Consider the following 15047-nt stretch of genomic DNA (forward strand, 5'->3'; position numbering starts at 1 on the left):
AATGCTTATTCGCGCCGGCGCTCTTTCCGGCTGCGTACCCGGTGGAAAAAGCCGCCTGCAAATTAAAGCCGCCGGTATAGCCGTCAATGTCCAACACTTCGCCGGCAAAATAGAGACTGTCGACGATCTTGGAACGCATGGTGGCCGGGTCTATCTCTTTGGTGGAAACCCCGCCTGCCGTAACGATCGCCTCCGCCCGCGGCCGGGTATTTGTTACAGCAAACCGCAGATCCTTGAATGCGTTCAAAAGATCGCGCCTTTCTTTTTTCGTCAGTTGATTGGCGAATTTATCGGCATCAATCCCCGCTTCTTGCAAAAGAACCGGGGCAAGGGCGCCGGGCGTAAGTTCCGCCAGCGCGTTCCCCATCTTTTTCCTGCTGTGTTTGGCAAAATCCCTTTGCAGCCGCGCGTCTAATATTTGTTCTTCCAGCGCGGGTTTTAAATCTATCGACAGTTCAACCCGCGCGCCTTTGTCAAGGTAATTTCGCGCAAGATTGCTCACAGTAAGGATTATCGGCCCGGACAACCCGAAATGCGTGAAGATTAGTTCGCCGAACTCTTTTTTGCCCTTTAGCCCGTTGGCTACAAGCGCCGCCGTGACGTTGCGCAGCGACAATCCTTGCAGCCTTTTTGCATAAGGAGAATCGGTTTCCAGGGGAACCAGCGAGGGACGGGGCGTTACTATGGTATGCCCGCAACTTTCCGCCAGTTTGAACCCGCTGCCGTCAGAACCGGTAGAAGGATAGGACGCGCCGCCGGTGGAAACAATCACGCCGCGCCCGGCGATAAAAGTATTGTCGCGAAGCCTGACGCCGGTTATCCGGCGATTTTCAACAACCAGGCCGCAAACTTTGCTGCCGAGAAAAATCCTGCCGCCATAGCCGGCAAAAACTTTCAGCAAAACATCCCGCACGTCAGCGGCTTTATCGCTGGCGGGAAACACCCGTCCGCCCCGTTCGGCCTTGGTGCAAAGCCCATGCCCATGAAAAAAATCGATGAGCTTCCGATTGTCGAACGCCTGCAGGCAGCTATGCAGGAAAACGCCGTTGCCCGGTATGTTCTTTATCATTTCATTTATATCACAAGTATTGGTAATATTGCAACGCCCTTTGCCGCAAATAAGAAGTTTGCGCCCGGCTTCGGCCATGTGTTCAAGTATGAGTGCCGAACGCCCGGACGCGGCGGCGGTTATGCCCGCCATCAGGCCGGCCGGGCCCGCTCCGGCAATGATAACGTCATAGATCATTTTTCCCTCTCGCCAATTCATAGAGCCGGGCAACTTCGCTTTCGTCAAGTTCCCGGACGCCGCCGCGTTTAAGCCCGGCGAGCGACAAACCGGCGAATTTTGTCCTTTTCAAGGCGCGCGCGCAATGCCCTATAGCGTCGCACATGCGCCGCACTTGGCGATTGCGCCCTTCGTGGATGGTTATGTCAAAAACCGTCATGCCTTTTTCCGGCAGGTATTCCACCAGGGAAAGCGCGGCCGGGGCGGTCATTCCGTCTTCCAGCTCTATTCCGATGCGCAGCCTGTCAAGTATTTGCTCGGATATTATGCCCAGTGCCCCTACACGATAGGTCTTGCTGACTTTATGTTTGGGATGGGTGAGCAGTTGCGACAATTCGCCGTCATTGGTCAAAAGCAGGGCGCCTTCCGTGTTGTAATCCAAACGGCCTACCGGGAAAACCCTCTCCGGCAAATCTTTGACATAATCGCCGATGGACGTGCGCCCTTCCGGGTCGGACAAGGTCGTTACAACCCCGCGCGGCTTATAGAACAAATAATAACGCTTTGCCCGCGCTTTCACCCTTTTGCCGTCAAGAAAAATTTCATCGGCCGCCGGGTCAACCTTGCTCCCCAATTGCGTAACCGGCCGGCCGTTGACCGCAACGCGCCCGGCGCTGATTATTTTCTCGGCTTCGCGCCTTGACGCTATGCCCGCCTTGGCCAAAAATTTCTGCAATCTTTCCCGCATTTGCTAAATCCCCATTGTTAACCGCTTACGGCTTAATCGTTGCCCAAAGGCGCGTTTTGCACGCCAACCTCCGCTTTGGTAAAAAGCGGGATGGCCTTTATTTCTTCACCATCATACAAAATTCTGAGCGTACCGGCGTGTTGGCTGACGTTTACAGGCGCGAACAACATGCTTTCCGCCTTTATTTCCAGAGTATATTTGTCATAATCGCCAACGACCGGCAGCACAACGTCTTCTTGGGCAACCAGTTCGGCGGCCGACTCGCCTTTATATACGTAAACGGCCTTAACTGGCGCGCCTTTTTTATAAACTACTTTCGGCGTTATCAGGGAAAAGCCGTAGTCCAGCAGTTTTTGCGCATCGTTCCAACAGAAAGGCTCCGAATAAAACAGCACGGCGATCAACTGCAGGCCGTTACGCTTGGCGGACGCCACCAGGCAGTGTTTTGCCGAACGCGTGGAGCCCGTTTTTATGCCATTGGCGCCAAAATAGCTTCGCAAAAGCTCGTTGGTGTTCTTTAATACAAGCGGTTGATCACGGTTTTTTCGCGGCCACGCCTTTTTATCGGTAGCGACGATCTCGGCGAAAGCCGGATGACGGATGGCGTAACGGGCAATCATGGCCATGTCGCGGGCAGTGGTGTAATGGTCAGGATCAGGCAGGCCGGACGGGTTGTTAAAATGGCTGTTATAGGCGCCAATGTCTTGGGCGGTGCGGTTCATCATTTGCACAAAGCCCTTCACGCTGCCGCCGATATGCTCGGCAATGGCGATCGCCGCATCGTTTCCCGACTCCAGCATCATCGCGTAATAAATGTCCGCCAGAAAATATTCCTCATCCGCCCTAAGATAACAGCTTGAACCTTCAGCGCCGGCCGCGTTGGCGCTTACGGTAACAATGTCTTTGCGCCCGCTGTTTTCAAGGGCGGTGATCAGGGTAAGTATTTTGGTCGTGCTGGCCGGATAGGCTTTGCTGTCGGCGTTTTTCTCATAAAAAACCTTGCCGGCGTAAGCGTCGATCAAAATAGCGAAACGCGCGTCGGTTTTCGGCGGTTCTGGATGCGCGGCCGATACGCCCGTCGCATTGAGGAAAAAAGCGGCAAGCAAAAGTGCCAGAAATCCTGTTGTTAAGCGCAAATTAAGTCTGTTCATCAAAAAATTTGTCCAATTCTTCCTCGGGAAATATTTTGTCAGGCAATTTCGGCAGATCCAGCAGCGAATTTAACCCGAAAGCAACCAGAAACTCCTTGGTCGTGGCGTAAAGAATCGGCCGGCCCGCAGCGTCTTTGCGCCCGGCTTCCTTGATCAAGCCGGAATCCAAAAGGTTGTTTAATATCCTATCCGACTTGACGCCCCTGATAAATTCTATCTCCTGCTTGGTTGCCGGCTGGCGGAAAGCAATTATGGCCAAGGCTTCCATGGCAGCCGGCGACAGATTGGCGTCGCGCGTCATGGACAGTTTCTCGACCGTTTCCGCCAATTCCTTCTTCGTGCACATCTGGTAGCCGCCGGCGACCTGCCTTATGGTTATGCCGTGATTGTCCCTGCCGAACTCCTCTTTAATGTCAAAAATAATATCTTCGATGTGCTCGGTGGGAATGTCAAGCATTTTGCCGATTCTCTCCGCCGCGATCGGCTCTCCGCTGGCAAACAGGATAGCTTCCACGTGGGCGCGGAATTTATCGTAAAACACTTTTATCATCCCCGGCATAAAGGTAAATGGCGCCAAATTTTTCCGGCTGCGTTATTTTTATCAAGCCTGTGCGCAAAAGTTCCAGCGCCGCGAGAAAGGCGGCGACAAGTTCGCCGGCGCTTCCCGACCTGATAAGCGTTTCTTTCAGGGTAAGCGCCCCTCCCTTTATTTTCAGGAGGCTGAGGATATCGGCAATTTTGTCCTGGACATTAAACTCATCGGAATGTATATAAGCGTCTATGCCGCTTTTTTCTCCTAATAGCGAAATTATGGCGGCCAACAGCCGCTCCACAGGGAAACGCCCCGGCAGCATGGCGCCGGTGCCCACGACAAGCGGCTTGCGCGTGGCGAACAAAGAATTTTTTTTCAACAGCCCGGCCAATTTCTCACCCATAAACTTAAAGCGCCGGTAATTAACCAAGCGTTCGGTCAACGCCTGTTTGGGATCGCTTTCTTCCTCGCCGCCAAACGCTTCCTCTTGCGCAGCCGCCTGCTTAGGCAGCAGCAAGCGGGACTTTATCTGCAAAAGCATTGCCGCCATCACCAAAAATTCACTGGCAATGTCCATATCAAATTCCCGCATGGCAAAAATATAGGCAAGATATTGCTCCGTAACTGCGGCGACAGGTATGTCATAAATATCGATCCGCTCTTTGTTTATAAGATGCAGCAGAAGGTCGAGCGGGCCTTCAAATTTTTCGGTTATTATTTTATACTTTTCCGCCGCCTCCGTTACCAAAGCCGCATCGCTTCCCTGACGGCCAGCATGGTCTCCCCCGCCGCTTGACGGGCGCGCCCGGCGCCGTCTTCCAGCACTTCCCTTATGTACTGCGGTTTGCGCAAAAGGTAGCTGCGCCGCTCATGGATCGGCGCGAGCGCTGCGATCATGTTGTCGGCCAGGAGCTTCTTGCAGGCCACGCAGCCGATTGCGCCGCTTTCACATTCTTTGCGCAAATTTTCGTATACGGAGCCGCCGAAATGCTTATGGAAAGCATATACTGTACACACATCCGGATGGCCTTTATCGGTTTTTCTGACCCGCGCCGGATCCGTTATCATCTGCCGCACTTTTTCCCGCAATTCTTCCGGCTCCGCGCCCATAGGTATGCAATTGTCATAAGATTTGCTCATCTTTCGCCCGTCAATGCCCGGCAGAATCTTGGCTTCGGTCAAAAGTGCCTCCGGTTCGGGGAAAACGCGCCCGTACAAATAATTGAAACGCCGCGCCATCTCCCTCGACAGTTCCACGTGCGGTATCTGATCTTCGCCCACCGGCACGTAATCGGCCTTATACAGCACGATGTCGGCGGTCATCAGGACAGGGTAGCCTAAAAAACCGTAAGTATTTATGTCTTTGCCCTGCGCCCCCAACTGCTGCAATTTGTCTTTATAGGTAGGCACGCGCTCCAGCCAGGAAAGCGGCGTGTTCATCGAAAGATACAAATGAAGTTCGGCGTGTTCTTTTACCTGAGACTGAAGAAAAATAATGTTCTTTTGGGGATCCAGCCCAGCGCTCAGCCAATCGACCGCCATCTGGAAGATGTTTTCCTTGAGCTGGCCGGTGTCGCTGTAAGAAGACGTAAGGGCGTGTATGTCAACAATGGAAAAATAACATTCATAGTCATATTGCAAATCCACCCAATTCTTCAAGGCGCCCATATAATTGCCCAAATGAAAGCGCCCTGACGGCTGCATGCCGCTAAAAATACGTCTGTCAGGCATTTTTGTCTCCTTAGGATTAAAATATCAGGCCCACAAACACGCGCATGGCCAAAAGCAGAGTTTGCGCCAGCGGCGACAAAAGCTTGCCCGCCAGGCCGGTAAACACTATCGCCAGAAGTATTATGTTGCTGTAGTCGCCCAGCCTCGCCAATTGCCACGCGTACCGCCCCGGCAGCGCCCCCATGAGTATTTTTGACCCGTCAAGCGGCGGCAGGGGGATAAGGTTAAAGAGGCCGAACCACACATTGTAAAGCTGTACCCAATAAAGAAAAGAATATACGCCGACGCTTAAAAACCCGGCAAAATTCAAAGCGCCGAGCAGAAAAGTCGCCAAGAAAGCCAAAAAGAAATTAGCGCCCGGCCCGGCAAAGGCCACCGCCATCAAAGATTTGGGCACATTGCGAAAATACCGCGAGTTTATCTGCACCGGTTTGGCCCAGCCAAACCCCGCCACCAGGAGCATAAGCGTGCCGATAGGGTCAAGATGCGCCAAGGGGTTCATCGTCAGCCGCCCCATATAACGCGGCGTCGGATCGCCTAACGAGTCGGCCACCGCAGCGTGGGCGTACTCATGTACCGTCAGCGCGATCAGCAGCGCGGGTATGCGATATATAACATTAATGTCAAAATCCAGCATGTGTTTTCCCCCAAAGCCATATCGAACGCTTTCATTATACTAAATTTTTGCCGGCGAGTAAAACATTGCACAATAATAGGGCTGCGGGTTTGCTCCGCAACCCTATGCCGCGCGGCTTAATTCATTTGCCGGTAAAAACGGGCGCGCGTTTTTCCTTGAACGCCTTTATGCCTTCCGCAAAATCATCCGTGCCCAAAAGCATGCCGGTAGCAAAAGCCTCGAAATCCAAAGTTTCGCCCAGCGCCGCGTTGTAGGTATTGTTCAGCGCCCGTTTGGTCATTTCCATGGCCAGCGGCGCCGAAGACGCCATCGCGTCCGCAAAATCCATTACCTGCCCGTAAAGCTCCTCCGGCGGCAGCACGCGGTTTACGAGCCGCAACTGTAAACATTCCTGGGCGCAAAGCATGTCGGCCGCGAACATAATTTCCTTTGCTTTAAGCAAGCCAACGATCCGCGGCAAATGGTAAAACCCGCCGCAGTCAGGCGAAAGCCCGACCCGGGCGAAACTTTGCACAAATTTCGCCGTGTCGGCGGCGAACACAAGGTCGCAGGAAATCGCTATGTTAAAACCCGCCCCGGCCGCTACCCCGTTCACCATAGCGATGACCGGCTTGGGCATTTCGTAAATAGCCTTTATAATTTTGCCCGCTTTGGCGATGAACGCCCGGCGTTCGTCCGCCGTTGACAAGGTGGAGAGAAAATCAAGGTCGCCGCCGGCGCAAAAAGCCCTTCCCGCGCCGGTAACGACAACCGCACGTATGTCCTTGCCGTTTTCCGCCCGGGCAAGGCTTTCGGTTAATTCGTCCACCAAGCCGCCGGTAAGGGCATTTAATTGTTTGGGGCGGTTCAAGGTGATAAGGGCCGTTCTACCTTTAGTTTCATATAGTACCGCGTTTTCAGACATACCGATCACCCTCTCATAAGCTGTAATTAGGAGCTTCTTTGGTTATGACTATATCGTGCGGATGGCTTTCCTTGAGCCCCGCGCCGGTCATGCGGATAAATTTTGTCTTGCTGATCATCTCTTCGATATCGCGCACGCCGCAATAACCCATTCCCGCCCGCAGGCCGCCCACCAGTTGATAAAGCGTGTCCATGACAAAACCTTTGTAAGGTACGCGCCCTTCAATGCCTTCCGGCACAAGTTTGCCGACATTTTCCTGGAAATACCGGTCTTTGCTGCCGTGTTCCATCGCCCCCAAAGAACCCATGCCGCGATAGACTTTGTAGGAACGGCCCTGATATATGACCTTCTCGCCCGGGCTTTCCTCCGTACCGGCCAATATGCCGCCAATCATGACGCAATTGGCTCCGGCCGCGATCGCTTTGGCAATGTCGCCCGAATATTTTATGCCGCCGTCGGCAATCACCGGCACGCCCTTGCCCCTGGCAATCCGCGCGCAGTCGTACACGGCGGTTATCTGCGGCACGCCAATGCCGGCAATGACGCGGGTAGTGCATATCGAACCGGGGCCTATGCCTATCTTCAAAGCGTCCGCCCCCGCTTCAATGAGGGCTGCCGCAGCCTCGCCGGTGGCAATGTTGCCAGCGATAAGCTCAACGCCCGGAAAGGTTTTTTTGATATTGCGCACCGTTTGGATAACCCCTTGAGAATGGCCGTGCGCCGTATCCACCACCACGACGTCCACTTTCGCGGCCACTATGGCGTCCAGGCGATCGATCAGGTCGCTGCCAACCCCTACCGCCGCAGCGACCAAAAGCCGGCCATTGGAATCTTTCGCCGAATTTGGATATTTCAGCGCCTTTTCAATGTCCTTGATGGTGATGAGCCCTTTTAAGTTCCTGTGTTCATCGACCAGCGGCAGCTTTTCTATTCGGTGTTTGCGCAATATCTCCTTGGCTTCGGCCAGCGATGTCCCGACCGGGGCTACAATAAGGCCGTCGCTGGTCATGCTTTCTTTTATCTCACGGCCAAGGTTTGTCTCGAACCTAAGGTCGCGGTTTGTTATGATTCCGACCAGTTTGCCGTTTTCGGTTATCGGCACGCCTGATATATGGTATTTTTCCATCAATTCGGTGGCATCGGACAATTTGTGCGCCGGCGACAAGTATATCGGGTCAACTATTACGCCGTGCTCCGATCTTTTAACTTTGTCTATTTCGTCCGCCTGCGCCGCTATAGGCATATTTTTATGGATAACGCCGAGGCCGCCTTCCCTGGCCATGGCAATCGCCATGCGGCATTCGGTTACCGTATCCATGCCGGCGCTCATGATAGGGATGTTAAGCGCGATGTTTCTGCTTACCTTTGTCGACACGTTTACTTCGTGCGGCAACACATCCGACTGACTGGGAACGAGCAGCACATCGTCAAAAGTAAGGCCTTCTTTGCCAAATTTATCATCGCGCATGTCCAACTTCCCCCTTTTGCGAAACAACCAAAGCGTACCGTCAATTTATTCCTTGCGGCGCACGCCGCCCCGCCCGATTCCACGGCCGGACTATTTTAAACATGATAGCACAATCTTCCCCCGCAGTCTACACAAAATATTCGCCGCCCCCGGCAAGGATATTTGTCGAGCTTCGTATTGCAATATTTTTACATTTATTATATATTAAGGATATGTTAAGGCAAAGTAAAAAATTCCCCTGTCAGTCATGCTGACCGCCGAAATAATTATTATTGGAAACGGCTGATGTCAAAATGCTGAACGAGTGTACGCGCGATATGCAAAAACTAATGGCGGAACTGGAAGTTTGCCGCAGCCAATTAGCGCGGGCGCGACTGGTTGCTACGGAATTGGAACGGGAAAACAAACTTTTGGCCGCCAAGTCCGGGCGGAATCCTTTCGCCGCCGCAGAAGAAAAAAGTCTGCATTGGCTGTATAACAAGCTCGTGCTGGAAAGCTGCCCAGAAATAATTGTGTTCTTTGACGAAAATCTCCGTTTTGTCATAGGGTCCCGTGCCTGTATAAACGAGCTCGGGCACTGCGAAAACACAAACATCGGCGGATTTGCCCTAAAGGATGTTTTTGCTCCGAAAGTCGCGGAGAGCTGGATTGCGAACATCGAAAGGCAGTGCGCGAAAGTATTGAGGACGCGCCTTTCCTGCCGGGACAGCGGCGTGATACCTTATATTGGCGGCACTTTCGGTTACGCGCAGACGAGCGTTTCCCCAGTTATGGACGAGTCCGGGGTTTGCCGCGGCGTCCTGCTGGTAATCAATGATATAACCGAACTTACCTTGACAAAGGAAAGAGCTGAAGCGGCGGCCTTGTCAAAGAGCAGTTTCCTCGCGAACATGAGCCATGAGATCCGAACGCCGATGAGCGCGGTAAAAGGGCTTGCCGAGCTTTTGCTGCGGACGGGCCTTAACCATCTGCAAAAAGACTATGCCCGCAATATATTAAAATCAGCCGATATGCTTTTAAGCATTATAAATGACATATTGGATTTTTCCAAGATAGACGCCGGCAAGATGGATATAACTACAACCGCTTACAAATTTGCGGATTTTCTTGACGACATTGTTGTGCTCGTGAATTTGCGCGCAAAAGAAAAAGGGCTTTTGTTTTTTGTGGACATTGATCCGGCGTTGCCGTCCGTATTAAAGGGCGATGAAATAAGGATAAAACAAATAGCTTTAAATATTTTGTCCAACGCGGTTAAATATACCAAAACCGGCTGGTGCCGTTTTTCTGTGAAAGGCGAGCGTTTTGACGATAAGGTTAAGATGGTTTTTCAGGTCGCCGATACCGGCATCGGCATCAAAGAGGAGGATTTGCCGGGCATCTTTGACGCTTTCTTCCGTTCCGACCTGCACACAACGCGCGGCATAATGGGCACCGGCCTCGGGCTGGCCATAGCCAAGCGGTTGCTTTTGGCAATGGACGGCGATATTTCCGTTAAAAGCATATATGGCCGGGGCACGGTTTTTACCTTCCAATTAGCGCAGGAAATTGCCGATCCTACGCCGTTGGCGGATACAGGCGCTAACGCCGGAAAATACGCGCTGGTTCTGGATGACGGACTGCGCGGCGCGCAGCTTAACGGCATAATCAAGTTGCTGGGGGTAAAGACCGCTTATTGCTCTGACATTGAAGATATCAGCGTATTCAGTTCCGAGCGCTTTACCCATTGCGTTTATTCCGAGGAGTTAGTCGGCGGGTCGCTGTCTAAAATACAAAACATGTTCGCGGACTGTGAATTTGTCGCCATAAAGGATACGCGCTTTTCTTTGCGCGATACTGAAAACAGCGGCGAGACAGCAATATATGAGCCGTTTACCCTCACTAAAGTAAACGCGCTTTTCAATAAGGATCGGCGCGATGCCGAACCGGCGGACGATTCCTTCGGCGGCAATGTCAAATTTACCGGCGCCAAGGCCCTGCTCGTTGACGACAATGATATAAACCTGATGATTGGCGGCGAAATGCTGCGCTCTTACGGGCTGAACGTGACAGAAGCCGAAAACGGGCAAAAGGCGGTTAATTTTTGCCGTGAAAAGAAATTTGATATAATTTTCATGGATCATATGATGCCGACAATGGACGGCATAGAGGCCGCCGCCCGGATACGCGCCTTAGGAAGCGGCCTTAACGGGGACACCCCCATTGTTATGTTCACCGCCAATGTCGTGAGCGGCGTAGCCGATGAATACAAGGCGCTCGGGCTACAGGATTTTGTCGGCAAACCTGTCGAGATGAAGGAATTGTACAGGGTACTATCCAAATGGCTGCCGCCGGAAACCCAGCACGGCGGGGCAAGCAAAGATAAGGCGGCGGATGCGCCGCCGCAGGCGGTTTTTGATTTGCTGGAAGCGATGGAGGGCTTTGGAGTGTACGCAACTGACGCGGTGAGGGAATTGGGCGGCGACTTGCGTGAATATATAACGCGGCTTGAAACAATTGCAAGCATTTTGGCCGACGTGCCCAAACAGCTCAAAGCCTTGGCCGCTGCCGGCGATTTGGAAAATTTCTCCGAACAGATAGAACAGGTGCAGGATCTGCTCTATCAGATCGGCGCGCGCGATTTTGCCGGGCGGGCCAAGAGTTTGGCCGCCGCCGCCCGAAATGGCAATACTGCTTATATAAACATGGATTTTAATAATTTCCTGGACAGCTTGCATTTGCTGGAAAAAAAGTTGGAAGTCTTAGCGCCGCTGGCCAAGGGCAAAAGCATGCAAACATCCTTGCTCAACAACTCTTCATATATCAGGCTGTGCATAACCAAGGTGCAAAAAGCCTTGCAGGAAAAAAAGACCTACGAAGCGCTAGCCAACGTGGAAATACTTTTGGGCGTTTCGCTTGACAAGCGGCTTGACGCGCATTTTATCCAGATAATGAAAAGCATAGAAACGCACGACTACGACGGCGGGATAAAATTATGCGAAAACCTGCTGCAAAATTATTGAACGCCGGAGTTGCCCAACATTCAGCGGCAAACACAATCTCCCGCCGGACAGTGCCCCGTTCAATGGAAAATCGCCTCTATTTGCCGCATTTCGCTTTATCGGTATTGCCCGCAAGGTAATCCAAGCTCACGGCAAAGTATTCTGCGAGCAAAATCGCTTTGGAAAACAATAAATCCGCCCCGCCCGATTCTATGTCACGGTAATGCCGTTCGCTGCAATTTAAAAGATACGCCATATCCTTCAGAGTAAATTTGCTTTTTTCCCGCAATGTTTTTAAGCGATCGTGAAAAACAGCCATCGCCATTCCCCCTTAATGCAGCTTAGCTTAATTTTAGCCCGATTTTGTGCTTTTCAATAGCAACTGCCAGTTTTTTTTACATTTTTTGCGATATTTTTACTTTGCGGCGCGCCGCGCTCTCCCGCTTGTGCAAATTGCGCGCGCAAAACAAAACGCAGCGGAAAAGCCGCCGTTAAACGGCGGCGGCGACACGCCTTGGCAAAGCTATGCTGCTCTAAGATTTAAGATTTGCGAGGTAATTTGCGCGCTGCGCGGCTCAAACGCAGGCGAACCCGTAGGTTCGGCGATGCTTCAGGGCAAAGCAGGGCGATAAATCGGCCGCAAAGTCAGTATGCCTTTAACCTGACAACAGTATTAGTCGCATGATGGCCACAAGCATGAATAATTTTAAAAGGAGTGTTCGGTTATGAAAAAGTTATTGCGAATTTTCTCGTTCGCGGCTATTTTTATGCTGCTGTCTCACGCGGCGGTTTTCGCGGCCAGCATTGACTGGAGCGATGCAAGCATCACCGCCGAAGGGATTGGCGTCTTTCCCGCGATTGACAATCCCGGCCAGGCGAGAGCGATGGCGCGCAGGGCGGCTATCGTGGACGCTTACCGAAATCTGGGCGAATATGTCGAGAGCGTACGCGTTACCTCAGAAACTACTGTGAAAAATTCCATAGTGGAAAACGATGTTGTCAAAACAAAGATGTCCGCAGTCATAAAAGAAGCTGTAGTCATCGCGGAGAAACCTGACGGCCACGGCAATTACCTGGTCGTGCTGAAAATGCCCATTTATGGCAAGAACAGCCTGGCCAGCGCGGTACTTCAGCCGCCGGCAACCGTTAAGCCCTTCCTGCCGCCGACGGCAAGCGAGCCGTCCCCGCCGCCTGCCATTGGCAAGCCGGCGAAAGGCGGCTATACCGGGCTGGTTGTCGATTGCCAGGGACTTGAATTGTCGCCGGTCATGTCGCCGATCATTTATGATGAACACAGGCGGCCGATATACGGCTACGACAATCTCGATTACCAGAAGGTGATCAGCCTTGGCATGGCGGACTATGAAAAAAGCGGCAAAAATTTCAGAAGGTCCGGCGACAATCCGCTGATCGTAAAAGCCATCGCGCTTGACGGCCACGGCGGCAACCCGGTCATTTCGGAAGCCGACGCCAACTATATATTGGCGGAGAATACAAAGACTCATTTTCTGGACAATTTAGCCGTTGTGTTTATTTCGTAAACAGAGAGCCGGTGAATTACATTGAAAAAGCGTATCGTAAATATTATCCATAGCGCCGCGCTGATTGTAGTCGTGGCTGTTTGCGCGCTGGCTGTCCTCCCCTGCCCGCTTGCGGCGGCGAAAAAACGCATCGCCGTCCTTCCGTTTAAGAACGAGTCGCAGATGCATGATTCTTTTTTCGGCAATGGCTTGGACGATCATCTTAACGCAGGGCTGTTCCAGACCAAAACTTATGAAATCATAGACCGCAGCAATTTAGATGCCGTCCTTAAAGAACAGCGCCTTGGCGCCACGGGAATCATTGACCCGCAGACAGCGGTTAGGATCGGGAAAATACTGGGGGTCGACTACCTGGTAATCGGCAACATAATATACGCCGGAATCGACGATTCCATTTTTTTAAATACCGGCGCGAAAGTTTCCATTGCGGTACGCATGATTGACGTCGCCACCGGCGAGATAATATTTGCGGAAAAAGCGGATGGGCGAAAAAACGCGAGCAAACTTTTAGAAAAATATTCCAACAGGTACAACCTTAGTCTGCCGGACGCCAAATTTATTTTCGCGGAAGCCGCCCGGCGGGCGGTCGAAAAAATAGTGTCGGCCCTTTATGACATCAATCCGCTGGAGGGCTACGTGGTGGCGCTTGACGGGCGCAACGCGATGATCGATCTTGGCCGCGCACATGGGATAGCCAAGGGGCAGGCTTTTGTCGTCTATCGCGCGGGCGAGGTCATCCGACATCCAGCAACCGGCGCGGTGGTCGGCGTAAAAAGGTTGGAACTGGCCAACATCAAAATCACGGAAGTTGACGCCGCCACCTCCATCGGCATCCTTTCCGGCGAGGACAAAGACTTGGTGCGGCCGGGCGACAAGGTAAGGAAAAAAGCACCCTGAGCAAGGAGCGTAAATTGGCATGGCTACAAAAATATCGGTTTTTTTGTTGCTTTTGTTTCTGTCTTTGGCCTCGCCGGCTTTGCCGGCGGACGCCAAAGAAGTGATCGCGCAAGGAAGCGGCGACACGCGCGACGCCGCCGTAAGCGATGCCTTGCGCAGCGCCATCGAGCAGACCGTCGGCACATTTGTTTCTTCGGAAACATTAGTGCGGGAGCAAGTGCTGGTCAGCGATCAAATTTACGCCAATTCCAAAGGTTTTGTCAACGGGTTTTCCGTAATCTCCGAGCGGGTGGATGCCAACGGCCGCCATGTTGTTTCCGTCAGGGCCAATATTGATACCGCTCCTGATTCCGCGCTGATGCGGGAGTTGGAGAAACTAAATTTGATCAAGCATTTGCTGCGCGACCCCCGTATTGCCGTTACCATACCCGAGTACCATATCGGCGCCCGCTTCCCGGATCCGGCGGGAGAGACCGAAGTGGTCAACGCTTTGATCGAGGCGGGCTTTACCCGCATTGTGGACGTTGGCCATGTGGAAGCCGTAAAAAGCGGCAAGGCGGCCAGAGCCGCGCTTGGCGGCGACAGAGCCGGCGCGCGCGCGATCGCGGCGGGATATGGCGTTGATTACTTAATCGTTGGCGAGGCGTTCAGCGAATACGTAGGCAATATCGCCGGCAGCGGCATGTTTTCCTGCCGCGCCCGCATAGAAGCCAAACTGCTCAAAGCCGACACCGGCGAAATTATCGCCGCCAAAGGATTGCACGCCGGCGGCGCGGACATCAGTCCGGGCGCGGCCGCGAAGGCGGCCCTGCAAAATGCGGGCAAATTGCTCGGCGAGTATATGGTAGACAAACTGCTGCCGTACGCCGGAACCTTAGACAAAGGATTGCAAATAACCATTACGAACGCCCATAACTTTTCCCGCCTTTCCATGCTGGAGTCCGAACTTAAAAAGACGAGCGGCGTTAAGGAAATTTATATCAGAGAGTATAACAACGGCGTGGCGATCATTGATATAAATTACAGCGGCAGCCCACAAAGCCTTGCCCGGATATTGGAACAGTCCCCCGTTTTGCCTTTGACGATTACGGCGATCGCCGGCAATTCCATCGGCGCGTCGGCGCTTTGACGGCTGCGGCGGCTGACTTAAACGCCAATACATAATACAAGCGCGGATGTTTTTTACTTTGAGTAAAATATCCGCGCTTGTTTGTCCGCCAAGCCGAAAGTGA

At 52.7% G+C, this 15047-nt stretch carries 14 protein-coding genes; 4 read left to right on the plus strand and 10 right to left on the minus strand.

What is annotated here, in order from left to right:
• The 9 genes from LBO03_07580 to guaB all read right to left on the minus strand — a co-directional run.
• On the minus strand, window positions 1-1246 hold a 1246-nt coding region (locus LBO03_07580; protein ID MDR3349446.1), incomplete at its 3' end, for an NAD(P)/FAD-dependent oxidoreductase.
• Window positions 1236-1973 (minus strand): rRNA pseudouridine synthase, encoded by a 738-nt coding sequence (locus LBO03_07585; GenBank protein MDR3349447.1) that lies wholly within the window; start codon window positions 1971-1973, stop codon window positions 1236-1238. The genes LBO03_07580 and LBO03_07585, both read right to left, overlap by 11 nt.
• A 32-nt stretch (window positions 1974-2005) precedes the next feature.
• Entirely contained in the window at window positions 2006-3124 is a 1119-nt protein-coding gene (locus tag LBO03_07590) for a D-alanyl-D-alanine carboxypeptidase (GenBank protein ID MDR3349448.1), read from the minus strand.
• On the minus strand, window positions 3111-3665 hold the full coding sequence (scpB, locus tag LBO03_07595) for an SMC-Scp complex subunit ScpB (protein ID MDR3349449.1): 555 nt from the start codon (window positions 3663-3665) through the stop codon (window positions 3111-3113). The genes LBO03_07590 and scpB overlap by 14 nt, the downstream gene beginning before the upstream one ends.
• A complete protein-coding gene (locus LBO03_07600; protein ID MDR3349450.1) occupies window positions 3652-4404 on the minus strand; it encodes a segregation/condensation protein A in 753 nt (250 codons plus the stop codon). Before LBO03_07600 ends, scpB begins: the two co-directional genes overlap by 14 nt.
• A complete protein-coding gene (gene trpS, locus LBO03_07605) occupies window positions 4398-5387 on the minus strand; it encodes a tryptophan--tRNA ligase (GenBank protein ID MDR3349451.1) in 990 nt (329 codons plus the stop codon). The genes LBO03_07600 and trpS overlap by 7 nt, the downstream gene beginning before the upstream one ends.
• A 16-nt stretch (window positions 5388-5403) precedes the next feature.
• Window positions 5404-6024: a site-2 protease family protein gene (locus tag LBO03_07610; GenBank protein MDR3349452.1), complete on the minus strand. Its 621-nt coding sequence runs from the start codon at window positions 6022-6024 to the stop codon at window positions 5404-5406.
• Window positions 6025-6145: 121 nt separating this feature from the next.
• Window positions 6146-6928 carry an enoyl-CoA hydratase/isomerase family protein gene (locus LBO03_07615; GenBank protein ID MDR3349453.1) on the minus strand — a complete coding sequence of 261 codons (783 nt, stop codon included), beginning with the start codon at window positions 6926-6928 and terminating at the stop codon, window positions 6146-6148.
• Window positions 6929-6941: 13 nt separating this feature from the next.
• Window positions 6942-8396 (minus strand): IMP dehydrogenase, encoded by a 1455-nt coding sequence (gene guaB, locus LBO03_07620; GenBank protein ID MDR3349454.1) that lies wholly within the window; start codon window positions 8394-8396, stop codon window positions 6942-6944.
• 293 nt (window positions 8397-8689) lie between these two features.
• Between guaB and LBO03_07625 the strand changes: the two genes are divergently transcribed.
• Complete coding sequence (locus LBO03_07625) at window positions 8690-11398, plus strand: response regulator (GenBank protein ID MDR3349455.1); 2709 nt, start codon at window positions 8690-8692, stop codon at window positions 11396-11398.
• Between the two features lie 76 nt (window positions 11399-11474).
• On the opposite strand, the gene LBO03_07630 is transcribed toward LBO03_07625, so the two are convergent.
• Window positions 11475-11696 carry a helix-turn-helix transcriptional regulator gene (locus LBO03_07630; GenBank protein ID MDR3349456.1) on the minus strand — a complete coding sequence of 74 codons (222 nt, stop codon included), beginning with the start codon at window positions 11694-11696 and terminating at the stop codon, window positions 11475-11477.
• Window positions 11697-12102: 406 nt separating this feature from the next.
• Between LBO03_07630 and LBO03_07635 the strand changes: the two genes are divergently transcribed.
• From LBO03_07635 to LBO03_07645, 3 genes are read left to right on the plus strand one after another with little or no spacing between them, the layout of a single operon-like run.
• Window positions 12103-12918, plus strand: a complete 816-nt coding sequence (locus tag LBO03_07635) for a hypothetical protein (protein ID MDR3349457.1) — start codon at window positions 12103-12105, stop codon at window positions 12916-12918.
• Between the two features lie 21 nt (window positions 12919-12939).
• Window positions 12940-13815, plus strand: a complete 876-nt coding sequence (locus tag LBO03_07640; protein MDR3349458.1) for a hypothetical protein — start codon at window positions 12940-12942, stop codon at window positions 13813-13815.
• A 19-nt stretch (window positions 13816-13834) separates the two neighbouring features.
• A complete protein-coding gene (locus tag LBO03_07645; protein MDR3349459.1) occupies window positions 13835-14944 on the plus strand; it encodes a hypothetical protein in 1110 nt (369 codons plus the stop codon).
• Window positions 14945-15047 lie beyond the last annotated feature (103 nt).

The organism is Acidaminococcales bacterium, from assembly GCA_031290885.1.
Taxonomy (GTDB): domain Bacteria; phylum Bacillota; class Negativicutes; order Acidaminococcales; family JAISLQ01; genus JAISLQ01.

What these genes read in the sequence shown, in the direction of transcription:
- LBO03_07585 (MDR3349447.1), bottom strand. Translation starts at nt 1,973, where the DNA reads ATGCGGGAAAGATTGCAGAAATTTTTGGCCAAGGCGGGCATAGCGTCA.
- LBO03_07590 (MDR3349448.1), bottom strand. Translation starts at nt 3,124, where the DNA reads ATGAACAGACTTAATTTGCGCTTAACAACAGGATTTCTGGCACTTTTG.
- trpS (MDR3349451.1), bottom strand. Translation starts at nt 5,387, where the DNA reads ATGCCTGACAGACGTATTTTTAGCGGCATGCAGCCGTCAGGGCGCTTT.
- LBO03_07610 (MDR3349452.1), bottom strand. Translation starts at nt 6,024, where the DNA reads ATGCTGGATTTTGACATTAATGTTATATATCGCATACCCGCGCTGCTG.
- LBO03_07615 (MDR3349453.1), bottom strand. Translation starts at nt 6,928, where the DNA reads ATGTCTGAAAACGCGGTACTATATGAAACTAAAGGTAGAACGGCCCTT.
- guaB (MDR3349454.1), bottom strand. Translation starts at nt 8,396, where the DNA reads ATGCGCGATGATAAATTTGGCAAAGAAGGCCTTACTTTTGACGATGTG.
- LBO03_07625 (MDR3349455.1), top strand. Translation starts at nt 8,690, where the DNA reads ATGCTGAACGAGTGTACGCGCGATATGCAAAAACTAATGGCGGAACTG.
- LBO03_07630 (MDR3349456.1), bottom strand. Translation starts at nt 11,696, where the DNA reads ATGGCTGTTTTTCACGATCGCTTAAAAACATTGCGGGAAAAAAGCAAA.
- LBO03_07635 (MDR3349457.1), top strand. Translation starts at nt 12,103, where the DNA reads ATGAAAAAGTTATTGCGAATTTTCTCGTTCGCGGCTATTTTTATGCTG.
- LBO03_07645 (MDR3349459.1), top strand. Translation starts at nt 13,835, where the DNA reads ATGGCTACAAAAATATCGGTTTTTTTGTTGCTTTTGTTTCTGTCTTTG.